Annotated in this window: 20 protein-coding genes; 11 read left to right on the top strand and 9 right to left on the bottom strand. The window is 68.5% G+C overall.

All coding sequences use genetic code 11. The features are described from left to right. The first annotated feature begins 1 nt into the window (after nt 1). The 7 genes from F614_RS0102990 to kdsB are packed head-to-tail and all read left to right on the top strand — an operon-like array spanning nt 2 to nt 5,958. On the top strand, nt 2-640 hold the full coding sequence (locus F614_RS0102990) for a MotA/TolQ/ExbB proton channel family protein (RefSeq protein WP_018878571.1): 639 nt from the start codon (nt 2-4) through the stop codon (nt 638-640). Next, entirely contained in the window at nt 637-1,065 is a 429-nt protein-coding gene (locus F614_RS0102985) for a biopolymer transporter ExbD (RefSeq protein ID WP_018875790.1), read from the top strand. The genes F614_RS0102990 and F614_RS0102985 overlap by 4 nt, the downstream gene beginning before the upstream one ends. Beyond that, on the top strand, nt 1,055-2,836 hold the full coding sequence (gene msbA / locus F614_RS0102980; RefSeq protein ID WP_018878570.1) for a lipid A export permease/ATP-binding protein MsbA: 1,782 nt from the start codon (nt 1,055-1,057) through the stop codon (nt 2,834-2,836). Before F614_RS0102985 ends, msbA begins: the two co-directional genes overlap by 11 nt. Further along, nucleotides 2,826-3,959 (top strand): glycosyltransferase N-terminal domain-containing protein, encoded by a 1,134-nt coding sequence (locus F614_RS0102975; RefSeq protein ID WP_018878569.1) that lies wholly within the window; start codon nt 2,826-2,828, stop codon nt 3,957-3,959. The genes msbA and F614_RS0102975 overlap by 11 nt, the downstream gene beginning before the upstream one ends. Before the next feature lie 2 nt (nt 3,960-3,961). Beyond that, nucleotides 3,962-4,984 carry a tetraacyldisaccharide 4'-kinase gene (lpxK, locus tag F614_RS0102970; RefSeq protein ID WP_018875787.1) on the top strand — a complete coding sequence of 341 codons (1,023 nt, stop codon included), beginning with the start codon at nt 3,962-3,964 and terminating at the stop codon, nt 4,982-4,984. A 3-nt stretch (nt 4,985-4,987) separates the two neighbouring features. Then, nucleotides 4,988-5,182: a Trm112 family protein gene (locus F614_RS0102965; protein WP_018878568.1), complete on the top strand. Its 195-nt coding sequence runs from the start codon at nt 4,988-4,990 to the stop codon at nt 5,180-5,182. 8 nt (nt 5,183-5,190) lie between these two features. Beyond that, on the top strand, nt 5,191-5,958 hold the full coding sequence (gene kdsB, locus F614_RS0102960) for a 3-deoxy-manno-octulosonate cytidylyltransferase (protein WP_018878567.1): 768 nt from the start codon (nt 5,191-5,193) through the stop codon (nt 5,956-5,958). 15 nt (nt 5,959-5,973) lie between these two features. Here kdsB and F614_RS0102955 read toward each other — a convergent pair whose 3' ends face one another. From F614_RS0102955 to F614_RS0102945, 3 genes are all read right to left on the bottom strand, one after another. Beyond that, on the bottom strand, nt 5,974-9,426 hold the full coding sequence (locus tag F614_RS0102955; protein WP_019558224.1) for an AAA family ATPase: 3,453 nt from the start codon (nt 9,424-9,426) through the stop codon (nt 5,974-5,976). Beyond that, on the bottom strand, nt 9,423-10,703 hold the full coding sequence (locus tag F614_RS0102950) for a metallophosphoesterase (RefSeq protein WP_019558223.1): 1,281 nt from the start codon (nt 10,701-10,703) through the stop codon (nt 9,423-9,425). Before F614_RS0102950 ends, F614_RS0102955 begins: the two co-directional genes overlap by 4 nt. Before the next feature lie 284 nt (nt 10,704-10,987). Further along, nucleotides 10,988-11,734, bottom strand: a complete 747-nt coding sequence (locus F614_RS0102945; RefSeq protein WP_018866914.1) for an HAD family hydrolase — start codon at nt 11,732-11,734, stop codon at nt 10,988-10,990. A gap of 130 nt (nt 11,735-11,864) precedes the next feature. Between F614_RS0102945 and F614_RS0102940 the strand changes: the two genes are divergently transcribed. Both F614_RS0102940 and F614_RS0102935 read left to right on the top strand, forming a co-directional pair. Beyond that, entirely contained in the window at nt 11,865-12,449 is a 585-nt protein-coding gene (locus F614_RS0102940) for a cytochrome b (protein ID WP_018875781.1), read from the top strand. A 13-nt stretch (nt 12,450-12,462) separates the two neighbouring features. After that, nucleotides 12,463-14,061, top strand: coding sequence for a hypothetical protein (locus F614_RS0102935; RefSeq protein WP_019558222.1), 1,599 nt, complete (start codon nt 12,463-12,465; stop codon nt 14,059-14,061). A gap of 322 nt (nt 14,062-14,383) precedes the next feature. On the opposite strand, the gene F614_RS14950 is transcribed toward F614_RS0102935, so the two are convergent. Both F614_RS14950 and ilvA read right to left on the bottom strand, forming a co-directional pair. Further along, nucleotides 14,384-14,602, bottom strand: coding sequence for a hypothetical protein (locus F614_RS14950; protein WP_081619670.1), 219 nt, complete (start codon nt 14,600-14,602; stop codon nt 14,384-14,386). Between the two features lie 459 nt (nt 14,603-15,061). Continuing rightward, nucleotides 15,062-16,576, bottom strand: coding sequence for a threonine ammonia-lyase, biosynthetic (gene ilvA / locus F614_RS0102930; protein WP_018875837.1), 1,515 nt, complete (start codon nt 16,574-16,576; stop codon nt 15,062-15,064). Nucleotides 16,577-16,678: 102 nt separating this feature from the next. Here ilvA and rpiA point away from each other — a divergent pair, with 102 nt between their 5' ends. Together rpiA and F614_RS0102920 are read left to right on the top strand one after the other, a co-directional pair. Beyond that, nucleotides 16,679-17,341, top strand: coding sequence for a ribose-5-phosphate isomerase RpiA (rpiA, locus tag F614_RS0102925; RefSeq protein WP_026329789.1), 663 nt, complete (start codon nt 16,679-16,681; stop codon nt 17,339-17,341). 18 nt (nt 17,342-17,359) lie between these two features. Next, nucleotides 17,360-17,569 carry a DUF2905 domain-containing protein gene (locus tag F614_RS0102920; protein WP_018867188.1) on the top strand — a complete coding sequence of 70 codons (210 nt, stop codon included), beginning with the start codon at nt 17,360-17,362 and terminating at the stop codon, nt 17,567-17,569. A gap of 105 nt (nt 17,570-17,674) precedes the next feature. Here F614_RS0102920 and F614_RS0102915 read toward each other — a convergent pair whose 3' ends face one another. From F614_RS0102915 to F614_RS0102900, 4 genes are all read right to left on the bottom strand, one after another. Then, entirely contained in the window at nt 17,675-18,508 is an 834-nt protein-coding gene (locus F614_RS0102915; RefSeq protein ID WP_026279275.1) for a rhodanese-like domain-containing protein, read from the bottom strand. Between the two features lie 169 nt (nt 18,509-18,677). After that, nucleotides 18,678-22,520, bottom strand: coding sequence for a DUF3683 domain-containing protein (locus F614_RS0102910; RefSeq protein WP_019558220.1), 3,843 nt, complete (start codon nt 22,518-22,520; stop codon nt 18,678-18,680). A gap of 152 nt (nt 22,521-22,672) precedes the next feature. After that, entirely contained in the window at nt 22,673-22,822 is a 150-nt protein-coding gene (locus F614_RS14235) for a DUF3096 domain-containing protein (RefSeq protein ID WP_018867185.1), read from the bottom strand. A gap of 31 nt (nt 22,823-22,853) precedes the next feature. Further along, on the bottom strand, nt 22,854-23,771 hold the full coding sequence (locus F614_RS0102900) for an MBL fold metallo-hydrolase (RefSeq protein ID WP_018882738.1): 918 nt from the start codon (nt 23,769-23,771) through the stop codon (nt 22,854-22,856). Between the last annotated feature and the right edge of the window lie 705 nt (nt 23,772-24,476).

Genomic DNA, 24,476 nt, shown 5'->3' with positions numbered 1-24,476 from the left:
CATGCTGGAGATCGTACAAGCGGGCGGGTGGCTGATGCTGCCGATCCTGCTGTGTTCCGTACTGGCCGTCGCCATCGTGCTGGAGCGGCTGTGGACGCTGCGCCGCTCGCGCGTGGTCCCGCCGCGCCTGCTGACCTCGGTGTGGGAGCAGATGCGCACCCAGGGGCTCAAGCTCGACGACATCCAGCGCCTGCGTGCAGGGTCACCGCTGGGCGCGATCCTGGCTGCCGGCCTGGCCACCCATGACCGCGCGCGCCAGATCACGCAGGAGAGCATCGAGGAGGCCGGCCGGCGCGTTGCGCATGAGCTCGAGCGCTACATGAATACGCTGGGCACCATCGCGATGATCACCCCGCTGCTGGGCCTGCTTGGCACCGTGGTCGGGATGATCGAGGTCTTCACCGTGATCACCGAGATCGGCGTGGGCAGTCCGCGTGATCTGGCCGGGGGCATCTCCCAGGCCCTGATCACCACCGCGACCGGCATCGGCGTGGCGATCCCGGCACTGGCCTTCCACCGCTACTTCCGCGGGCATATCGACGAGCTGGTGCTGGAGATGGAGCAGGAGGCCACCAAGCTGGTCGAGGTGATCCACGGCGAGCGCGCGGCCGGCGCGGCCGAGGGCGGGGCGCAGGCGTGAACTTCCGCGCGCCACGCCGCCAGGAGGAGCCGGGTGTCAACCTGACGCCGTTGATCGACGTCGTCTTCCTGTTGCTGATCTTCTTCATGGTCTCCACGACCTTTGACCAGCATGCGGACATCGAGCTGACCCTGCCCTCGGCCGACCGCGAGGCCGAAGCGGTGGAGCGCGCCTGGATCGACATCGTGGTGGATGCCAACGGCAACTACTTCATCAACGGCCAGGAGCTGATCAATCGCCGCGCCGAGACCCTGGAGCGTGTGCTGTCCGAGGCGCGCGAGGGTCGCGAAGATGACCCGGTGCTGATCCGAGCGGACGCCAACGCCAGCCATCAGTCGGTCGTGCGCGCCCTGGACGTGGTGGGCCGCCTGGGCATTACATCCGTGTCGATCGCCACGCTGGGCGAGGCTGCCGATGACGACTGACGAGCAGCACCCGCAGCACTTCGATTCCGGCTGGACGGTCTACCGTCGCCTGCTGAGCTATGCCTTCGTCTACTGGCCATTGCTGGCGATTGCCACGGTCGCGATGCTGGGCATGGCGGCGACCGAGGCGGGCTTCGCCGCGCTGATGAAGCCGCTGATGGACGAGTCCTTCGCCGAGGGCGAGGGCCATCCCCTGGTGGCGTGGATTCCGCTGGCCCTGATCGGCCTGTTTCTGGTCCGCGGCGTGGCCGAGTTCGGGTCCGTCTATGCGATGCGCTATGTCGGGCGGCAGGTGGTCAAGCGCCTGCGCGAGGAGTTGTTCGAGCGGCTGCTGCACATGCCGGTGCAGCGCTTTCAGGAGCAAAGCAGCGGCGAGCTGATCTCGCGCGTGACCTACAACGTGGAGCAGGTGGCGACGGCCGCGACCGACGGCTTCAGTACCCTGGTGCGCGACACCCTGACGATCATCGCGCTGCTGGCCTGGATGTTCTGGCTGACGCCGACCCTGACCCTGACCATCCTGATCATCGCCCCGGTGCTGGCCGTGCTGGTGCGCGTCGTCACCAAGCACTTTCGCCGCATCTCGCACCGCCTGCAGTACAACATGGGCGATGTCACCCACGTGACCCAGGAGGTGATCGAGGGCCACCGGGTGGTGCGCATCTTCGGCGGCGAGACCTACGAGCGCGGGCGCTTCGAGGACATCAACGAGCGCAACCGCCGGCTGCATATGCGCATGGAGGGCATCAAGGCCGCCTATACCCCGACCATCCAGTTCCTGGTCGCGGCGGTACTGGCCTTCGTGATCTGGGTCGCGACCTCGGATTTCGGCGACGACACGGTCACGGCCGGCACGTTCGTTTCTTTCCTGACCGCCATGCTGCTACTGTTGAGCCCGATCCGCCGGCTGTCGATGATCAACGCGACCCTGCAGCGCGGTATCGCGGCCGGGCAGAACATCTTCGCGGTGCTGGACGAGACGCCGGAGCGCGACACCGGCCACGTGCCGCTGGACCGCGCCGAGGGCCAGCTGGCATTCGAGGACGTGGCGTTTCGCTACAGCGCGGACGGCCCGGATGTGCTGAAGGCCATCTCCTTCGCGGTGGAGCCAGGCGAGAACGTGGCCCTGGTCGGGCGCTCGGGCAGCGGCAAGACCACGCTGGTCAATCTGCTGCCGCGTTTCTATCACCCGACCGAGGGGCGCATCCTGCTGGACGGCCACGACCTCGAGACCATCCGCCTGCGCGACCTGCGTCGGCAGATTGCCTATGTCGGCCAGAACGTCACCCTGTTCGCGGACACCGTCGCCGCCAATATCGCCTATGGGCGCGCCGAGGCGACCGAGGCGGAGATCCGCGAGGCGGCGCGCGCCGCGCATGCACTGGAATTCATCGAGCGCCTGCCCGACGGGATGCAGACCCTGGTGGGGGAAAACGGTACCCGTCTCTCCGGGGGGCAGCGCCAGCGTCTGGCGATCGCCCGCGCCCTGCTGCGGGACGCCCCGATCCTGATCCTGGACGAGGCCACCTCCGCCCTGGACAACGAATCCGAGCGCCAGGTGCAGGCCGCGCTGGATGCGCTGGTGAGCACGCGCACCACGCTGGTCATCGCCCACCGCCTTTCCACGGTCGAGGGCGCCGACCGCATCCTGGTGATGGACAACGGCCGCATCGTGGAGAGCGGGCGGCACGAGGAGCTGATTGCTCGAGGCGGGGTCTACACCCACCTGCACCGCCTGCAGTTCCGCGAGGAGGCGGGGGATGCGGGCTGATGCCGGGGGCTACGGGGATCGTCCGCTCCCGGTCTGGCGCGCGACCTGGCGGGATTACCGCCGGGGCGATGGCAGCCGGGCACGGGCCCGGCGGGGTTTCCTCACCCCGCCCGCGGATCGCGGGCGGCTGATCTGGATCAAGGCCGGCGGCAGCCCCGAGGACGTGCGCCTGGGGATCGAGCTGCTGGGTGCGGTGCGCGACAAGCGCCAGGACGTGCGCATCGTCCTGACATTCGAGCAGGATTACCCGGAGCTCTTCGAGCGCCACATGCAGCCGTTTCGCAAGGTCGGGGTGGGCTACGGCCCCTGCGACCGGCCGCGGGTGGTGCGCAGGGTGCTGCGGCGCTTTCAGCCCCACGGCATCCTGCTGGCCGGTGGCCGGGCGCCGGTCCATCTGTTGCAGGAGACCGAGGCGCCGGTGATCGCGGTGAACACCGAGCCGGCTGCCGGGGCCATGTCCCCGGTGGCCTGCCACTGGCCCGTCGATCCTGTCGCCGCTGATGGCTGGCCGGCCGCCCGCGTTCGGGCGCTGGACCCGGCCGACCCCCAGGCCCGGTTCGTCGAGGCGCAGGCCGATGTGGTGCTGCGCTCGCTGGTCGGGGGCGGGGTGGAACGCCTGTGGTGGTGGCATGGCACGCCGGCGCAGTGGGCGGAGTGGCGGGCGGCCTGGGAGGGCTCCGGCTGGGGGCAGGCCGACATCCTGCTGGCCAGCCTGCGCGGGGAGACGGACGCCGCCCCGTTGCCGGGTGCCGATCAGGTGGTCTCGGGCTGGGACCGGTCGGCGTTGCCGCCGGGGACCATCCTGCACCTGGATGATCGGCGCTGGTTCGCGGCCGCGGCCAGTGCCGCCCATGCAGTACATCTGGCCGCGCCGGATCGCCAGGCCCTGTGGCAGGGCCTGGCTGGCGGGGCGGCCGTGAGCCTGGGCGAGGCGCCGGCCGCGGAGGTGCCCTGCCCGGTGCTGGGCGAGCCGGCCGCGGTGCTGGCGGCCTGGCAGGCACTGCGGGACGACCCGGCTGCGCGGCGCCAGCAGGGTGATGCGGCCCGCCGACGCTTCTGGGAGGAGCGACGCCAGGTGGATGCAAATTTCGACGCCGTACTGCAGCAGGTCTGGGACTGGTAGCCATGGGCTCGCTGCAGGCATGGTTTGGTGCCCGGCTGTGGGATCAGTGGAGCCAGCGCGGGCCGTTCGCGGCGGCGATGTTTCCGCTGTCGCTGGTGTATGCCGGGCTGGCCGAGTGGAACCGTCAGCGCCAGGAACAATTGCGGCGCGACATCACCATCCCGGCCAAGGCAGTGATCGTGGTGGGGAATCTCACGCTGGGTGGCAGTGGCAAGACGCCGATGACCGTCTGGCTGGCCAAGCGTCTGCGTGCCGCCGGGTATCGGCCGGGTATTGTCAGCCGTGGCTACGGCGGGCGCGGGGACGTCGCCGGGATTGCGGTGACCCCCGATTCCGATCCGGTGGTGGTGGGGGATGAACCCCTGCTGATCGCGCGCCGCACCGGGGTGCCGGTGCAGGTGGACCGCGACCGGGTTCGCGGCGCGCGGGCCCTGACCGAGCAGGGGGTGGACGTGGTCATCGCCGATGACGGCATGCAGCATCACCGCCTGCCGCGCGACATCACCATCCTGATGGTCGACGGCAAGCGCCGCTTCGGTAACGGGCTGTGCCTGCCGGCGGGGCCGCTGCGCGAGCCCAGGCGGGCGCGCGAGCGGGCGGATTTCGTGATCGTGACCGGGGGCGAAGCCGGCCCCGGCGAGATTCCGATGGAACTGGTCCCGGCCAGCCGGCTGCTGCGGGTGGATGGGGCCGACGAGTCGCGCAAGCCCCACCGGTTTGCCCGGCGCGATGCCCACGCGATCGCCGGTATTGCCGATCCGGAGCGCTTCTTCCGTACCCTGGAGGCGGCGAAGATCGGTATCATTCGACATCCGTTTCCCGACCATCATCGCTTCCTGCCGCACCAGATCCGCTTCGATGACGAGTTGCCGGTTCTGATGACCGAGAAGGATGCCGTAAAATGCCGGTCGTTTGCGCAGGACAATCACTGGTACTGGCCGATCGCGGCCCGGTTGCCAACCACTTTCGAGCCGGCGCTGCTCGCGCGTCTGGAGACCGTCAGTCGGCTCAAACACCTGGGGTAATGCATGGACAAGCGTCTGCTCGATATTCTGGTCTGCCCGGTCACCAAGGGTCCGCTGAAATATGACCGCGAGAACCAGGAGCTGATCTCGGTCTCCGCCGGGCTCGCCTATCCGATCCGCGACGACATCCCGGTGATGCTGGAGGACGAGGCCCGCGTGCTCTCCGAGGACGAGAAGGGACGCTGGCGCGAGGCCTGAGTCGCCGCATGACGGGCTTCGTCGTGGTGATCCCGGCCCGCATGGCCTCCAGCCGGCTGCCGGACAAGCCGCTCGCGGCGGTCGCCGGGCGCCCGCTGATCGCGCATGTGATCAGCCGGGCGCAGGAGAGTGCAGCGGGCCGCGTGATCGTGGCCGGGGATGACGAGCGCATCCTCGCGGTCGCGCGCCAGTGCGGGGCCGAAGCCTTCCTGACCGATCCCGCGCTGCCCTCGGGCACCGACCGCATCGCCGCGGTCGCGGCCGCCGAGGGCTGGGGGGACGAGTCCATCGTGGTCAACCTGCAGGGCGATGAACCGCTGACCCCGGGACCATTGCTGGATGACCTGGCGGCCCTGCTGGCGCAGACCCCGCAGGCGGACATGGCCACCCTCGGCGTGCCCATCCGCTGCGCACAGGACCTGGCGGACCCCAACCAGGTCAAGCTGGTGACCGACCGCAGCGGCCGGGCGCTGTACTTCTCCCGTGCCCCGATCCCCTGGGATCGCGAGGCCCACCGCGCCGGGCAGGTACCGGCAGTAGAGCAGGCCACCCGTCATCTGGGGCTGTACGCCTACCGTGCCGGGTTCCTGCGGCGTATGAGCGCCGAACCGCCGGCCCCGCTGGAACAACTGGAGCAGCTGGAGCAGCTGCGCGCCCTCGACATGGGCGCGTGGATCCAGGTCGGCCGCCGCACCGAGGCCCATCCCCCCGGCGTCGACACCCCGGAAGACCTGGACCGCGTCGACGCCTTCCTGTCCGGGCGTGCCCGCGCCTGATCCCCGCCCGCGGACTCAGTTCGAGCGCAGGCCCGCCTGCAGACTGCGCGCCAGGGCCTGGCCGTCGCGGGTCGCGGCGTCCGGGGAGGGGCTGAAGGGTTGCAGTGTGGCGATCACCCGGTGCTCGAGGGTGGTGTCGCTGTTGGTCGGTTCCGGGTCGATGTAGCCGTGCTCGCCGAGCCATGCCTCCAGGCGCTCGCGCGTCGCGCTCTGGAAGCGCTTGACCGCGCCCTGCTCCAGTTCCCGGACCAGGGCCTCGGCGTCTCCGTCCACCTGCGCGGCCAGTTCACTGACCGCTTCGATAAAGGCATCGCTGATCAGGCCGGAGACCTCCAGCGCGGCACGGTCCACGGGGCGCCCGCGGCCCTGGCGCCAGGCGCGTAGCCAGGCGCGCGCGCCCTCGACCCGGGCCGCAAGCTGCTCGCGCCGCGCCGGGTCCCCCAGGAGTTCGGCATCGGGCCCGCGCAGGACGGTCTCCAGCGTGCCGATGCTGTCCACCCCCAGGGTGAGCAGCCGGTGCAGGGCGTCAAGGTCGTCGCGCAGCAGATGGAACGGGTGGATCCGCGCCGCATCCTGCCACGGGTCGATCGCGGGCACGCCGAGCGTGGTGGCGTAGTCCTCGGGGCGGGCGTCGCCCGGGCTCGGGATCGCCAGGCGTTCGGGCAGGGCCAGGTCACCGGCATCGGTGATGGCGTGCTGGGCGCCGCGCACGGCCGGCAGGTCGATGATCCGCACCGTGGCGTCCCGGGCGGACCAGTAGCGCGCATCCTCGGGCTGGGCCGTAAGATAGAAGACCTGCCGATCATCCTCCTGTGCCAGTAGCTGGAGGCTTTCGGCGACCGCGCGGAAGCGCTCGGGGTCGGCGGTGCCCAGGGCCTCGTCCAGGAACAGTGGCAGGGGCGTGCGCCCGCGTTCGGCCTCCAGCGCGAAGGCGATGCGCACGGCCAGCACGAGCTGCATGCGCGTGCCGCTGGAGAGTTCCGACAGGCCGCGGGTGTCGCCACTGGCGGTCTCGCGCGCGCCAAATGGCGTGGCCGTCTCGCCGGGGCTGAACAGCAGCTCGTATTGATGGCGCGTAAAACGCTGAAACCAGTCACGTGCCCGGCGCAGGGCAGCGGGCTGCGCGGTCTCTTCGTGCTCGATGGTGACCTGGTCCAGCAGAAACTGGCCCGCGGTGGCGAACAGGGCCTCGTCCAGACGCGTGTCCAGGGCGTCGCGGGCCTGGGCCCACCGGGCGCGCGCGGTCTCCAGTGCGCGATCCCGTCCGGCGCGGTCGATCTCGGTCTCGATGCGGGTGATTTCGCGGGTGAGCTCGTCGCGCTGCTGCGCCTGGTGTTCGCATTCGGCCAGCGCTTCGCGCAGCGCCGCCTCGGCGTCCTGATCGACCAGCGCCACCAGGTCCGGTTGTGCCTCAAGGTGACGGCTGCGATCGCCTTCGCGGGCGCGGACGTCGCGCAGCTCATCCTGCAGGCGCTGCCATTCCGGCCGCAGCCGCAGGTGTTCGCGCAGTCCCGCTTCGTCATCCTCTTCCAGCCCGGCCCGGGCGTACAGTTCGGTGACGCGTGCGCGCGTGGTGTCGGCCTCGACTTCCAGGCGCTCGAGCTCGCGCTGCGCCTCGTGCTGTTCGCGGCGTGCCTCGTCCCGATCCTGCAGGCGGCGGGCCAGCCGTTCCAGACGCTGCGCCAGGGCGTCGGCCGTGGGCTGCGCGTCCTCCGGGGCGGCCGCGTACGCGTCCAGGAACCGCACCAGGGCCGTGCGCAGTTCGTCCATACGGGCCGTCAGTTGCTCCTGCTCGCCCCGGGCCGTGGCCTCGTCGCGACGGGCGCGGTCCAGTTCCGCGCTCAGGTGGATCCAGCGCTGCAACGAGGCATCCAGACACTCGGGGTCGAAGCCGACCGCCGCGGCCGTCTGGCGCAGTTGTTCCCGAGCAGCTGCCAGCGCGTCGTGCTTCTCCTCCAGTTCACGCTCCAGCCGGGTGCGGCGTTCGGCCGCGTGGCGGTCGGCCTCGGCTGCGCGCAGGTCCCGTTCCACGGCCTCCAGGCGTTCACGCACCGCCTCCGGCGTCCAGGCCGAGGGTGGCTCGATGCCGGTATCGCGGTAACGCGCCTCGGCCGCCTGGCGCGGGACGGCGTCGTAGTTCGGTCGTGCCAGTATCCAGCCCGACCAGGCCACGGGGAGCGCCAGGACGAGGAAGCCCCAGTGGACCCACAGGGCCGCACTCCCGATGGCCGCCGCAGCTGCGGCCAGGGCCGTGATCCGCGCCGCTCGGTGCAGGACGGAGTTCGCCGGCGGGCGCGGGGCGCCGAGCCAGTGCAGCAGTTCGTCCCGTGCGCGGCGCAGCGCCTCCGGGTCGGGCCGGTCGGGGTCGGCCGCGGGCAGGCCGGCCAGTTCGTCCTCGCGGCGGCGGATCGCGGCCTGCAGCTGGCGCTGGGTTTCGAGGGCCTGTTCCGTCGTGTGGACCGCGGTCGGGTCCAGCGTCGGGACGGCAGCCGGGTCGGCGCCCAGGGCGTCAGCTGCCGAGGCGACGGCCGAACGGGCGGACTGCAGCTCGCGTGCGGCCTGGTCGGCGCGGCTCTCCAGTCCCTGCAGTTCGCGTACGCGGGCGCGCGGGTCGTCGAACGCGGCGGCTTCCAGGGGGCTTTCGGACAGTCCACTGGTATCCAGCTGGTCGCGGGCCGCATCGAGCCGGGCCTGGGCCTGCTGGCGCTCGTGGTCGAGGCGGCGCAGCGTCTTGCGCAGCTGTTCCAGGCTGTCCAGTTCGTCGCCGCGCAGCCGGGCCAGGCCGTCCGGGAAGGCCGCCAGCCGGGTCTCCAGGGACTGGCGTTCGCGGCGGGCCTCCAGCAGCTCCAGGGCGCGTTCGTACTGGGCGGCCGCGTCGCTGGCCCGCTGCGCGTCCTGGCGCTGCGTCTCCAGTTCGGCGAGGCGTTGTTCGTCCTCCTGCAGGGCGCGCTGTTCGCGCGTGCGCTGGCGCAGCTCCTGCTCGGCGGTGGCCAGGGCCTGTGCTTCGTTGCGGGCATGAGTGGTCTTCAGGGCCAGGGCGGGGTCCGCGCGCAGGGCGGGGAGGTCGTAGCCGCCGGCCAGTTCGCGCGCCAGCCAGTCGCCGATCGCCCGTTCGGTCGCGTGGTCCGCGGCCAGCAGGTCCTCGATGTGCAGGGTGTAGCAGTCGATGAAACGATGATCCGGCAGCGGCGGCGGGTCGTTGCGCTGCCCGTCACGCAGCCAGTACAGGTCGGTGCCGACGCGCTGCGCCTCGAGCCGGCCCTGTGCGTCGTTGAAACGGGCCGCGACCTGCACGCCCCTGTTGCGCTGTTCCTGTGGATAGAGGGCGGCGCGCAGGCCGCGCAGCAGGCTGGACTTGCCCGAGGCGTTGGGGCCGACCACGACGTTCACGCCCGGTCCCAGGGCCTCCAGCCGGAAGCCCGGATGGATGCCGGGGAGGCGGTGGATGTCCAGGGATTCCAGCTTCACTGGTCGCCCTCGCGCTGCAGCAGCAGGCGGTCCAGTGCGTGCAGGGCCGCGGCCTCCAGGGTCGCCGCGAGCGCGGTGTCATCCGGAGCCTCGCGCCCCAGCGCGCGGTAGTGCGGGGCGCGGGTTATCTCGGCGAGGGTCTCGCGCGCGGCGTCCAGCAGGGCGCGGCGCGCTTCGCTGTCCGCCCCCTGCAGCAGCAGAAGCTTGCGCGCGAGCAGGGCGGCCGGGTCACTCCCCGCGGCCAGCGCCTCGAGGTCCACGGCCGGCTGGGCCTCCAGGCGCCAGTCGTGGACGAAGTACAGGCGATCCCCCAGGGTCTGCACCGTGGCACGCGGATCGTCCGCATTCAGGACGCGCTCCAGTGCCGCGCGCTGGTCGCTGCGGCCGGTGAATCGCAGCCGGCAGCCGACCGCCCGTGGCCGCTGCGGCCATTGCTCGATTTCGGTGTGCAGGCGTTCCAGGGCCTCGGTTACGCGGTGATGGATGTCCGCGGCGACGTCCAGGCCGTCGACCGGGATCTCCAGGGTGTCCCAGTACAGCGGTGCCAGCGGGATCTGCTGGATGGAGAGCGTGCCGTTCGCGGCCAGTTCCAGCTGCCAGGGGCCGTGGCGCCCGGGCTCGCCCGGGTCCATGCCGGTCAGGGAGCCGAGGTAGCCCATCGGGCGCGGCGCGGCGAGGGCATCGGGGCGGTGAATATGGCCGAGCAGCCAGGCCTCCGCCGGGGCCGCCTCCAGCGCGCTGCTGCGCACCGGTGCATGCGGGCTGCGCGCCTGGTCGCGATCGCAGTGCAGCAGACCGAGGGTGGGGCAGTCGACGGGCTCGGGAAAGCCGGACTCCAGCGGGCTTTCGCTGACGCGGGCCTGCGGGAATGACCAGCCCGCGATACGCGCGCGGCCGCCCTCGCGGCTTTGAAGCTCGCGGGTCTCCCACTGACCACCGGCGCCCAGCAGCTCGAACGCCGGCAGGGCCTTTGCGAGGCGCGGGAGCACCTGGACATCATGGTTGCCGGCGACCCCGAGGACGCGGATGCCGGCAGCGGTCAGGCGCTGAACGCCTTCGCGCAGGTCGCGGTAGGCCTCGAAGAAGTCGTCCTCCTGTTCCACAACGTCGCCGGCCAGCAGGACGGCGTCGACCGGCTGTTCCAGCGCGTAGTCGACGCTGCGCCGCCAGGCCGCCGCGGGGCCGAGCGCCGCAATGCCGACCGCGTCATCGACCGCGGGCGGGATGCGCGAGGGCTGACGGCCCAGGTGGATGTCGCCCACGCACAGGAGCTTCATGGGCGCAGGGAGGCAGTCGGGATCATGGCGGCAGTTTGGAAGAATCGCGGGGCAAAGCCAATCCCGGATCGCAGGATGGGCTCCTTCATCGGTTCTGCCCCGTGGGAGCCTGCTTGCAGGCGAAGCCCTGCCAGAGTCGGGCGCGGGCAGGGGCTTCGCCTGCAAGCAGGCTCCCACGGGTGTGGTGGTGTCCCCCCTGTAGGAGGCCGACCCCCTGGCCGATTCGGTGTTCATCAGCGCCCTATCGGCCAGGGGGCTGGCCTCCTACGGAAGGCGGTGCAGGGTCAGGTGGGGATGCCGAGTTGGCGGGGCAGCTGGCCGAGACGCCCGAGGGTCAGGCAGGGGCGCGGCTGGCCGTGCTCCCAGGGCAGGGACGCCGGGTTGAACCAGGCGGCGCGAAAGCCGGCCTGCAGGGCACCGAGGACATCCGCGGTGCTGTCGTCGCCAACGTGCAGGATGGCGTCGGGTTCGACTCCGGCCTGCTCGCGGGCCTGGTGGAAGATGCGCGGGTCGGGCTTGGCCGCACCCGCTTCGCCTGCGGCGATGGCGAAGTCGAAGTGCCGCCCGAGGGGGGTGCGGAATACGTCGGCATTGCCGTTGCTGATTGCGCCCAGACGGAAGTGGCGGGCCAGGGTAGTCAGCACGCCCGCGGCCTCGGGGTAGGGCGTGACCTCGTTGCGCGCCTCCCAGAACACCTGGAAGCCTTCACCCGACAGACGCTCCGGGCAGCAGCCACAGGTCTCGGCCAGTTCGCGCAGCCAGCGCTTGCGCAGGCGGGTCAGGTCGTGGCGCTCGTGGTCGGGGGCCGCGCGCATGAAGGCCGTGCGGGACTGGATCAGGGCGTCTGGATCAAAGCGTTCGCAGACCGCGGGGGCCTGTTCCCGCAGCCAGGCGTAGAAGCGCGCCTCGGCGTGGTGGATGACCGGCATCACCGGCCACAGGGTGTCGTCGAGGTCGAACGTCAGGCAGCGGATGCGGGTCGGGTCGAGTGGATGTGACCGGGACGGTCCGCTGATGGGGGAACGGTTCATCCACGCAAGGGTAGCGCGGGCACCGCACGCAGCGGTTATATGGCCGATGTCGTTGGGGATACTTCGGGCGTGGCGGACTGATAGGGTGTTTCCTTCGGACAGCAAAGCCGACTCGAGGAGGTGGTTCGGGATGCGACAGCAAGGGGATGCGGCCGTCTGGCCGCGCTACAGCCTCGCGCAGCGGGTGTTGCACTGGCTGGTGGCTGTGCTGGTGCTGGGGGCGCTGGGGCTGGGCGGGACCATTGGCTGGTTCGGCTTCGAGGGTCTGCAGGCGCGCTTTGGCGAGGCGGCGACCAACACGCTCTATACCTGGCACAAGAGTTTCGGGGTGCTGATTCTGGTCTTGATGCTGGTGCGGATCGGACTGCGCCTGCGGCGCGGCAAGCCGGGGTATGCGGTCGCGCTGGCTCGCTGGCAGCGGATGGGTTCCGAGGCCGTGCACGGGCTGTTGTACGTCCTGCTGATCCTGATGCCGGTGATCGGCTGGTGGGCGACCGCGGCCGGTGGCTACCCGGTGCAACTGGGACCGCTGATCCTGCCGGGCCTGTTCCCGGAGAACGAGGCGTTGTCGGAGACGCTGTTCGCCTGGCATCAGGCCCTGGGTCGGGTGACCCTGATCCTGGTGGCGGGACATGTGGTTGCCGCGCTCTACCACTGGCGCATTCGCCGCGACGGGGTGATGCAGCGCATGACCTTCGGGCGAGGCCGATCCTGATCCCGGCATACCGATGACGCGGTGGCTGCTGACGCTGGTGGCGCTGAACGCGGTCCTTCTGGGGCTGGAGATTCCGCGTCATGCGGGGCTCGCGCCGTACGGGCTGGCCTGGGAGGCCTTCGTGCTGGTCGGCCTGTTCGCACTGTTGCCGGCGGGCCGGCTTGCGCGGGGGCTGGCCTGGCTCGTTGCTTCGGTGCTCCTGATCCTGGTGGTGCTGGCGTTGTTCGATGCCCTGACCCGCGCGAGCCTGTCCCGACCGTTGAACGTGGTGCAGGACTGGGTGCTGCTGGACGCCGTCTACCGCCTGGTGACCGGCAACTTGGGCGCGCTGGCGACCGGGCTGCTGGGGGTTTTCCTGGTGACCCTGCTGGTGGCGGTCATCTGGGGAGCCGGGCGGGGGCTCGGTGCCCTCGCGGCGCCTGCGGGGGGCGGTCGTCGTGTTCCGCTGGCCATCGCCATCGGGGCGTTTGGCGTCGGTCTGGGGGGCGTGCTGGCCGCCGAGCGCGGAGCAGCACCCCCGGGAACGGCTGCGCCGGGTATGGCGATGATCCAGCAGCAGGTCGCGGCGGGGCGGTCGGCCCTTGCCGAGAACCAGCGCTTTCGTGCCCGTCTGGAGGCGACCCGCGAAGAGGCCGTTGCGGTAGCTCTTCCGGGACTCGCGGGGGTCGACGTGATCCTCGGGCTGGTGGAGTCCTATGGCGTCTCCGCCGTGTTCGACGCGCGCTACGCGCCGGTCATCGTGCCCGCGCTCGACCGGCTGGAAGAGGACCTGGAGGCCGCGGACCTGCACGTGGTGAGCGGCGTACTGGAGGCGCCGATCGCGGGCGGGCAGTCCTGGCTGGCTCATGCCTCCCTGCTATCCGGCCTGCCGGTGCGCTACGCCGGACACTACGACGCGCTGCAGGACACGCCGCGCGACACCCTGGTGCAGGACTTCCAGGCGACCGGCCACCACACGGCGATGCTGTCCCCGGCCATCCAGCTCGACTGGCCCGAGGGACGCTGGTTCGGCTGGGATCGGATCGTGGACAAGCATGGCTTTGACTACGCCGGCCCGCCGTTCTTCTGGGTGACCATGCCGGACCAGTACACCTGGTCGTTCTTCGAACAGCAGGTTCGGTCGCCTTCCGATGCACCGGTGTTCGCGATGCTCGCGCTGGTCAGTTCGCATGCGCCGTGGACCCCCATCCTGCCGGTCCTGGAGGACTGGGAGGGCATCGGGGATGGTGAACGGTTCCACGAGTGGGCGGGGAGGGGGCCGGAGCCGGAGGTGCTCTGGCGCGACTTCGGCCGGGTGCGCGATTTCTACGCAGAGTCGGTGCGCTATTCGCTGGAGGTGACCGGGGACTATGCGGCACGCTATGCGGACGAGGACACGCTGTTTTTCCTGCTGGGGGATCATCAGCCGGCGGCGTTGATCACCGGGCAGGACGCCAGTTGGGCGGTGCCGGTGCATGTGATCTCGGGCGATCCAGAGTTGCTGGAGCCGTTCCGCGCGCGCGGCTTTGTGTCGGGGATGCAGCCGCCGTCCGAGTCTGCCGAAGAAGGGTTTGATGCCCTGCGAGGCTGGCTGCGCGACGCGTTCGGTGCGCCATCCAAAGTGGACGGGTGACGCGGCTTGTCCGCCGCTGGCCGAGCGCCTCGGTTGCCCGGCCCCATCAAGACCCTGTTTCGGCATCGGGTGTATCCGGAGACTTTGTTCAGCCGCATGCCTTTCTGTGGCTGGTCCTGGTTCGTCCTCCGGTGTTTACGTGCCTTCGGTCCACATACTGCCGTGCGCTGACTCGCCAGCGCGCCCCGCCCGTTTTTGATCAACAACTGGCTTTCTTGCTTGCCCAAGAAAGCACCCAAAGAAGGGCACCCGGATTTCGCCCGGGAACCTTGCTCCAGGGTCCTCGGGCCGGCGGCGCTGAACTCGCTATGCTGCGCTTCGCTCAGACACCCAGCGCCCCGAATTTATAGAAAACGGGCCGGCCCGAGAACCCTTCCGCAAGGGGCTCTATACGGGAAGCGAAGGTCAAATCCGAACAAATCCCCACCTTTATGCCTAACCATAGGCAACGCCGTCCGAAAGCCCCTGGCGCCCGCTGCGCGGGCGCGGCAAGCAACGGCCGAAGGCCGAGCGTGCCCAAGATGTGCGAAGACCTTGCCATCCTTCACTGGCACGACCGTCGGGACGGCTGTTGTCTTGACCTTGAACCCCCGTTGTCGTCGCGCCGAGCGGAGAGGGTTTTCGCGGGATTAGAGGCGCTGGATGTCTGAGCGGAGCCGCAGGCGCAGCGAGTTCAGCGCCGCCCGCGAAAAGCCTCGGAGCGAGGGAAACCCCGGCCCGCGCAGCGGGCCGGGGTCGCGGCAGTCGGGCGTGTTTCTTGGGTACTTCTTTGCACGAGCAAAGAAGTACCTCGCGGCGCGCTGGCGAGTCAGCGCACGGCAGTACGTGGACCGAAGGCGCGTAAACACCGGATGCTGAACCAGGCCTAGCCAAAAATCGGCAGGTTGCGGACCGAAGGCACCGTAAACACCGGAGGACGAACCAGGACCAGCCACAGCAAGGCAGGCGGCCAGACGAAGGACCTGGCTGCGCTGACGAACAAGCGCCTGGTGAGATGCAGTCAGCGAAGGAAGAGGGAGTAGGCCGGGTTACTGGTCTCCTCGTGCCACGGATACCCGACCTCCTTCAGGAACTCGCGGAACCGGGCCCGATCCTCGGACGGGATCTGCATACCGACCAGCACACGCCCGTAGGCCGCCCCGTGATTGCGGTAATGGAACAGACTGATATTCCAGGTCTGCCCCATATGCGTCAGGAAATTCAGCAACGCCCCGGGTCGCTCCGGAAACTCGAAGCGATAGATCCGCTCATTGCGGACCTCGCCCCCATGGCCGCCGACCATATGCCGCAGGTGCAGCTTGGCGACCTCGTTCTCGGTCATATCGAGCACCTCGTACCCCGCCCCCTCCAGGGCCTCCAGGATCTCCCGGCGCTCGCGATCACCGCCCTCCAGCTTGATCCCGGCGAACACCTGCGCGTGCTCGTCGTCAGCATAGCGGTAGTTGAACTCGGTGATCCCGCGCTTGCCGATAGCCTGGCAAAACTGGCGGAAACTCCCCGGGCGCTCCGGGATGGTGACCGCGAACAGGGCCTCGCGATGCTCGCCGATCTCGGCGCGTTCGGCCACATGGCGCAGCCGGTCGAAATTGATGTTGGCACCACTTAAGACCGCGGCGAAGTTCCCGCCCTGCACGCCCTCGCGCTGGAGGTACTGTTTCATCCCGGCCACCGCCAGGGCACCGGCCGGCTCGGCGACCACGCGGGTATCGTCGAAGACATCCTTGATCGCCGCACAGATGGAGTCGGTATCTACCAGCAGGACCTCGTCGACCAGATCGCGGCACAGGCGGAAGGTCTCCTTGCCGACCTGGCGCACCGCCGCGCCGTCGGCAAAGATACCGACCTGTTTGAGGTTGACCCGGCGGTTCTGCTGCAGCGCCTTGTACATCGAGGGCGCGTCGTCCGGCTCCACGCCAATGACCTTGATCTCCGGGCGCAGGCGCTTGATATAGGCCGCCATGCCAGCGGCGAGCCCACCGCCTCCGATACAGACGAACACGGCATCGAGTTCGCCCGGATGCTGACGCAGCAGCTCCATGGCCACCGTGCCCTGCCCGGCAATCACGTCGGGGTCGTCGAACGGATGGATGAACGTGTAGCCGTGCTTGGCTTCCAGCTCGCGGGCGTGGGCGGCGGCCTCGTCGAAGGAATCCCCGTGGAGTACGGCCTTGCCGCCGAAACGACGCACCGCGGCGATCTTGATCGAGGGCGTGGTCACCGGCATCACGATCACGGCCTTGATGCCGAGGTGGTTCGCCCCCAACGCGACCCCCTGGGCATGATTGCCCGCGGAGGCCGCCACCACGCCCTTTGCGCGCTGTTCCGGGGTCAACTGGGCGATCTTGTTGTAGGCACCGCGCAGCTTGAACGAGAACACCGGCTGCAGGTCCTCGCGCTTGAGCCAGAGCGTCGAGCCCAGGCGCTGCGACAGGGTCGGCATCGAGTCCAGGGGTGTCTCGCGGGCCACGTCGTAGACGCGCGCCGTCAGGATCTTCTCGAGGTAGGGGATTTGCATGGCGAAACCATAGCATGCGAGCGGTTCACGGTTCCGCTTGTCCCGGGGCCGGAGCAGTCGGTATCCTCAATGGGTTATGGATCGTACATGCGAGAGATGTTGATGAATCAGGACGAAATGAAGAAGGCCGTGGCCGAGGCGGCGCTGGAACGGATCGAGAACGGCTGGATCGTGGGTGTGGGTACCGGGTCTACCGCGAACTACTTCATCGACGCCCTGGCGGGCATCAAGGGCAAGATCGACGGGGCCGTCGCCTCCAGCGAGGCCAGCGCCGAGCGCCTGCGCGGACATGGCATCGAGGTGCTGGACCTGAACTCCGCCGGCCCGCTGCCGATCTACGTGGACGGCGCCGACGAGGCCACCCGGCACCTGCACCTGACCAAGGGCGGGGGCGGGGCCCTGACCCGCGAGAAGATCGTCGCGGCCGCATCGAAGACCTTCGTCTGCGTGGTCGACGAGACCAAGGTCGTGGACTACCTGGGCGCCTACCCGCTGCCGGTCGAGGTGATCCCGATGGCCCGCAGCCATGTCGCCCGCGCCCTGTCGAAGCTGGGCGGCAACCCGGAGCTGCGCGAGGGCTTCAAGACCGACAACGGCAACGTGATCCTCGACGTGCACAACCTGCGCATCATGAACCCGGTGGAGCTGGAGTCCGAACTGGACCACATCGCCGGTGTCGTGACCAACGGCCTGTTCGCTCGGCGGCCGGCGGACGTGATGCTGGTGGGTTCGTCCACGGGCGTCGAGGAGATGACCGCCAAGTAATCGATCGGGGCGATCGTCATGACCGACACGGGCAAGTGGCTGATCGTCATCGGCGGGCTGATCGTGGTGATCGGCCTGCTCTGGCCCTGGCTGGGCAAAATCCCCTGGGGCCGTTTGCCCGGGGATATCGTGATCGAGGGGGAAAACAGCCGGTTCTATTTCCCGATCACCACCATGATCATCGTCAGCGTGGTGATCTCGATCCTGCTGGCGCTTTTCCGGCGCTGACCCGCCGCCAGCGCACGCGCTGTCAAACAAAAGGGCCGGGATCGCATGATCCCGGCCCTTTTTCAGTGCGAAAAACGCGGATGCAGGAAACGCTCCGGGCCTCGCCTAGCGCGCCATCACCTCGTCGTAGAAGCGCTGCAGGCCGCCCTCGAGGAAGCGGTAGTCCTCGACCCCCCGCTCCTCCAGGTGATACTGCAGCCAGCGCACCTGCTGCCCGTTCTGGTCGAAGATCAGCAGCGGGGCACCGTCCCGGCGGGCCTGGTCGACGATCCGATTGAGCGTGTCGATATTCTCCAGCGGCGCGGAGATCTCGCGCCCGGCGAACAGCGAAATCTCGTCGCGTTCCTCGTTGCCACGCACATCCACCACCACGGCATCGTCGTTCTCGCGGACGCGACGGGCAAAGGTGTCGGCCTCCAGCAGACGCGCCTCGAAGGCGTCGTCGGCAATCAACTGCGTCTCGGGGTCCTCGATGGGCTCACCGCGCAGGAGTGCCAGTCCGGGATAGCGTTCCGCCCAGTCCTTGACGCCGGCATCATACGCCTGGGTCGGGCCCAGCCCCGCGGAGTTGGCACGCGCCGCGGCGCGATACGACAGATAGCTCTCACGACCGTTGCAGTAGAACACCAGCGGGCCACCGTGCTGCTCCTCCAGTGCACGGACCTGGTCCTCGAAATCCGGGGCCCCGAGCGGGACGTGATGCGCCCCCTCGATGTGCAGGATGTCGTATTCCAGGCGCGGGCGGACGTCGATCACCGTGGAACGCGACAGCTGACCGCGCAGATCGAACAGGTCCACGGCATCCACACCAAAGCGCTCGTACAGGCTGCGTCCGGGGAACTCGACAAAGGCCTGGGCACTGGCCACGACAGGGGCACCGGCCAGCCCGACACAGAGGGCCATGACGGCAAGGCGGGGACTCAAAGAGCGAAAGGTCATGCGAACTCCCTTGCATGGACGGGTGAACATGCCGCACGCACTGCCGCGGCCCTGTTGGGGCGTATTCGACGCCCGTTGGGCGACGCGGCGAGACGGGGCTTTATTCCCCGGCCCGGCCGCTCGCCTCGCCCGATTGTAGCCAACCCGCACCCTTTGTGTGCAACGGAAACTACAGCAGCACCTTCTCAATCCCGCCCTCTCGCGCGCGGTCGATGAAGTTCTTCTGCCAGCCGTCGCCCATCAGGCGGTTGGCCATCTCGACCACGATGTAGTCGGTATCCAGCCCGGTGTCCTCGCGATAGCGCGACAGCCCCTGCTGGCAGGCCGGGCAGGAGGTCAGCATCTTCACGTTGCCGTTCTCTGCCTTCTCCTCGCCGGTCAGCTCCTTGATGCCCTTGTGCAGCTCTTCCTGCTTGCGGAAGCGCACCTGGGTGGCAATATCCGGGCGACTCACCGCGAACGTGCCGGCCTCGCCGCAGCAGCGGTTGGACTTCAGGACGTCCTGTCCCATCAGTTTGGAGGCGACGTCGGTCGGCTTGTGCGACTTCATCGGCGAGTGGCAGGGGTCGTGGTACATGTACTGCACGCCCTTGAGCCCCTCGAGCTTCACGCCCTTCTCCATCAGGTATTCGTGGATGTCGAGCAGGCGGCAGCCCGGGAAGATCCGCTCGAACTCGTACTTCAGCAGCTGATCCATGCAGGTCCCGCAGGACACCACGACGGTCTTGATGTCGAGGTAGTTGAGCGTGGTCGCCAGCCGGTGGAACAGCACGCGATTCTCGGTACTGATCTGCTGGCCCTTCTCGAAGTCGCCGCCGGCGTTCTGCGGATACCCGCAGCACAGGTAGCCCGGGGGCAGCACGGTCTGCGCGCCGACGTCGTAGAGCATGGCCAGCGTCGCCAGCCCCACCTGGCTGAACAGGCGCTCGGAGCCGCAGCCGGGGAAGTAGAACACCGCATCCGAATCCAGATCGGTCTTCACCGGGTCGCGCAGGATCGGCACGTAGCGCGAATCCTCCAGCCCCAGCATCTGCCGCGTGGTCTGGCTCGGCAGGCCGGCGGGCATCGGCTTCTTCACGAAGTGCACCACCTGCTCGTGCACCGGCGCCTTGCCGGTGGTCGAGCGCGGGGTCTTGCCCTCGCCGGTCAGGTTCAGCTTCTTGAACGCGAAGTGCCCCAGACGCTGGGCGGCATAGCCCATCTGGATCGCGCCCTTGCGGATGCCCTTGATGGTGGCCGGATCCTTCGCGTTGAGGAAGGCCATGGACATCATCGTGGCCGGCGTCGCCTTGCGCTTGCCCTTCTTGTTGAGGATCGAACGCATGTGCATGGTCACGTCGCCAAAGTCGATGTCGACCGGGCACGGATTCAGGCACTTGTGGCAGATCGTGCAGTGATCCGCGACGTCGTTCATCTCCTCGAAGTGATTGAGCGACAGCCCGCGGCGGGTCTGCTCCTCGTAGAGGAAGGCCTCGACGATCAGCCCGGTGGCCAGGATCTTGTTCCGCGGCGAGTAGAGCAGATTGGCGCGCGGGACATGCGTATTGCACTCCGGCTTGCACTTGCCGCAGCGCAGGCAGTCCTTGATCTCGTCGTTGAGATCGCCCAGTTCACTCTGCTCCAGGATCAGCGCCTCCTGCTTCACCAGACGCAGCGAAGGGGTGTAGGCATTGGACAGCCCGGAGCCCTCGAGCAGCTTGCCGGCGTTGAACACGCCGTTCGGGTCGACCTGCTTCTTGTACTTCGCGAACGACTCGATGCGCTCGGGTTCCAGGTACTGCATCTTGGTCAGGCCGATCCCGTGCTCGCCGGAGATCACCCCGTTCAGCTCGCGCGCCAGGCGCATCACGTCGTCCACCAGACGCTCGGCCTGGTGCATCATCTGGTAGTCGTTGGAGTTGACCGGGATGTTGGTGTGCACATTGCCGTCGCCCGCATGCATGTGCAGGGCGATGAACAGCCGGCTGGTCAGCACGCGGTCGTGGATCCCGGCCAGGCGCTTGCGCACCGGCTCCAGCTGGTGGCCACCGAAGATCTCGAACAGCGGGCGCTCGACCTCGGCGCGGTAGGAGATCCGCAGGCTGCGCCGCAGCAGCAGGTTCATCAGCTTGTCGTGGTCGCGACGGTCAGCGCGGGCCGACTCGTCGAGCAGCTCGTCGCACTCCGACGCGAGCGTGAAGAAGTTCTCCGAGATCGCCTCCCAGCGCTTCTTCACCGCCTCCAGGACCTCCACGGCGCGCTCGCGCTTGGACTCGAACCACTGCTGGCCCTCGCCGCCGGTGTCGTCCAGCAGCTCGCGCAGCTCGGGATGGTCGCCGCGCATGCACTCCAGCACCTCGTCGACCATGGTCAGCTTGTTCTTCAGCGACTCGCGCACGTTCAGGGATTCGATCCCCTCGGTGTACTCCGCCAGACGCTCCAGCGGGATCACCACATCCTCGTTGATCTTGAAGGCGTTGGTGTGGTGGGCGATCGCCGCGGTGCGGGCGCGATCCGCCCAGAAGCGCTTGCGCGCCTCGGGGCTGACCGCAATGAAGCCCTCGCCGTTTCGGGCATTGGCCGCGCGCACCATCTGGGCGGCCAGCCGACCCAGCGCATCCTCGTCGTCGGAGACGATATCGGCGACCAGCACCATCTTCGGCAGGTCGCCGCGCGCGCCTTTCGGCGTGTACTTGACCGCGCGTACATAGCGCTCGTCCAGGTGCTCGAGGCCGGCCAGCAGGACGTCGTCCTCGGCATCCACCGCGTCCTTGATCTCGACAATCGCCGGGACGGCCTGGTGCAGGTCGGTCCCGTAGAACTCGAGACACACGGTGCGGATGTTGTCGGGCATGCGGTGCAGGATGAACTCGGCCGAGGTGATCAGGCCGTCACAGCCTTCCTTCTGGATGCCCGGCACGCCCATCAGGGCCTTGTCGGTCACGTCCTTGCCCAGGCCCAGCTTGCGGAAGCGCTGCCCCGGCATCTCGAGGATCTCGGGCTCGCCCTTCGGGGTCTTGCCATCCGGCTGATAGCGCGTCACGCGGAAGCGCACCGTCTCGGCATCGTGGATCTTGCCCAGGTTGTGATCGAGGCGCTCGATGTACATCCACTCCGCCTCGGGCGTGACCATCGTCCAGGCCGCCAGGTTGTCCAGCGCGGTACCCCACAGCACGGCCTTCTTGCCACCGGCGTTCATCGCCACGTTGCCGCCGATGGTCGAGGCATCCTGCGAGGTCGGATCGACCGCGAACACCAGGCCATTGCGATCGGCCAGTTCGGAGACGCGCTTGGTGACCACGCCGGCCTCCACGCGCACCACCGGCACGTCGTGCTCCACGCCCGGCAACGGTCGCCGCTTGACCTCGCCGAGGCCCTCCAGCTTTTCGGTGTTGATCACCGCGGAACGCTTGGACAGCGGGACCGCGCTGCCGGTGTAGCCAGTGCCGCCACCGCGCGGGATCACCGTCAGGCCCAGCTCGATGCAGGCCGCGACCAGCGGCCCCATCTCTTCCTCTGAATCAGGGGTCAGCACCACGAACGGCAGTTCCACGCGCCAGTCGGTCGCGTCGGTCACGTGGGACACCCGCGCCAGCCCGCCGAACTGGATATTGTCCTTGTGCGTGAGGCCCTTCATACGCTTGCGCACCTGGTCGCGCAGCGCCGCGGTGTCGGTGAATTCCTTGGCAAAGGCGGATACCGCCGCCTGGGCGCGCTGGGCCAGCTTCAATGCCTTTTCGTTGCCATCGGCCCGGGCCGTGATCTGGTCCAGGCGATGCTGCATGGCGTCGATCAGCGCCTTGCGGCGCTTCTTGTCCTCCAGCAGGTCGTCCTGGATATACGGGTTGCGGGTGACCACCCACATGTCCCCCAGGACCTCGAACAGCATGCGCGCGGACACGCCCGTCCGACGCTCCCCACGCAGCTCGTTGAGGAGATCCCAGGTATCGGACCCCAGGAAACGGATGACGATTTCGCGGTCGGAGAAGGAGGTGTAGTTATAGGGTATTTCTCGAACGCGTTCGGCGGTCATTGAGGCGTGGCCCCCCGATCAAAGTGAGGCCAAAGAGTAACGGGTCCGCGCGCCCTGCGCATGAAGTCGCACTGTTGGTCCATGCTTTTGGGCACCAAACTATCCCCCGGGAACTACCCGGGCTCGCGGCCCGGGCGGTCCCGCAGTGTGCCCTACCAGTGGGCCAGGAGCCCCAGCACCCCGATCACGATCAGGTAGATCGCGACGATGTAATTGAGGAGCCGGGGACGGATCAGGATCAGAATCCCCGCCACCAGCGACAGGATGGCCATCAGCAGGCTCGGGTCAATATGCAGCGTCATGCAGCGACTCCCTTGCCGAACGCCGGCGCGTTCAGAACAGTTTTTCTTCCATCTCGAGATAGACCGCGTTGGCATTGCTGCGGTTGGTCTGCTCGAAGGCCGGGAGATCCTCGTAGTCGCTCCAGTCCATGGCCGCGTAGGCCTCGTCGAAGGTCTCCATGTTCTCCACGGCCGCGCCCATGTGCTCGCGCAGCTTCACCAGGTAGTCACGCGTAAACTTCACCGCTCGGCTTGCCTGATCGGTGGCCTCGCCATGCCCCGGGACCAGGAATTTAAGGTCCATCTCCATCAGTTCTTCCAGACGATTGACCCAGTTCTCCGAATCCAGCGCGTCGTCCCCCAGAAACGGGATACGGCCGTCAAAGACGATGTCGCCGGCAAACACCACGCCCGTCTCCTCCACCACCATGATGATGTCGTCGGGTGAATGGGCCGGGCCGGCGTGCACGCAGCGAAAGGTCTTGCCGCCCAGACGGATGGTGTACTCGTCATCGAAGAACTCGTCCGGCGGGATGATCTGCGTGTCCTCGTCCACCCATGGCGTCAGCACCCCGCGACGCTGTTCCAGTCGCGCCACCGCGCCTGGCCCGCCGAGGTAGTCGCGTGCCCGTGCCTGACCGATGATCTTCGCGTCGGTATGGTCGGCGAACGCCTGCAGGCCGTAGATGTGGTCCGCATGGTAATGCCCGGCGATCACGTACTTGATCGGCTGGTCGGTCACCTCACGGATCCGGCGGATCATCTCGAAGCCCAGCGGCGGGGTCCCCAGGGCGTCGTAGACCACCACCCCCTCGTCGGTCACGACGAATCCGGCGTTCGATGTGTGGCCCTCATTGTCGGGGTCCGGGATGCCGGAGATCCCGATCATGTACCAGGTGTCCGCGCCCTCCACTTCGTGGGCGGTGGTATCGACGGTCACGGGCTCGTAGGGGTTATCGGGTACCGACATCTTTGCTCCACTCCTCTTCTTGATGCGTATCCATTCGGCCCGTGGACGGGCTCTGCGTTATTGGACGGAGAAAAGACCGGAGAATTCCCTGCAATTCCCGATCCCCGCCCGGGGATTGTAGCGGAGCCGGGAACAACGATGAGAAGCCACCCGAGGAGCACAACCCAGAAGAGGCCGGGCCAACAGCCCTCCACCTTCGGCAGGACGCAGATTGACGCCGCAGGGCCTGAGGGAATGATTGCCACTCACGGGCGCGATCGTGCCTGACCCGTGCGAGAAGCACCGCATGGTTGGTTGCCCGTCAATGCTGAAATGCGGACATGCCAAACCGAGGGGCACACCGCTATGGCGGGGGACCAGGATGATTCGGCGGCTGCCCCGCCTCACCCCTTTGGGGCTGCACGCGCGGCGCGCGCGCAGTGCTCCGCTGCGCTTCGCCGAACCTTCCAGGTTCGAACCCTGGACTCGCTCAAATATCCATAGAAAAGGGCCCCGCGAAGGGGCTTCACCTGAAGGAGTGACCATTCTGAAGCAAATGACGGTGAGCCCCATCGAGGGGCACACCGCCATGGCTGGGGGACCAGGATGATTCGGCGGCTACGCCGCCTCACCCCTTCGGGGCTGCACGCGCGGCGCGCGTGCAGTGCTCCGCTGCGCTTCGCCGAACCTTCCAGGTTCGAACCCTGGACTCGCTCAAATATCCAT

Origin of the sequence: Thioalkalivibrio sp. ALE12, from assembly GCF_000381105.1 — a bacterium.
Lineage (GTDB): Bacteria > Pseudomonadota > Gammaproteobacteria > Ectothiorhodospirales > Ectothiorhodospiraceae > Thioalkalivibrio.
The sequence above is the reverse complement of the archived record's forward strand: the minus strand, read 5'-3'. Positions and strand labels throughout refer to the sequence as shown.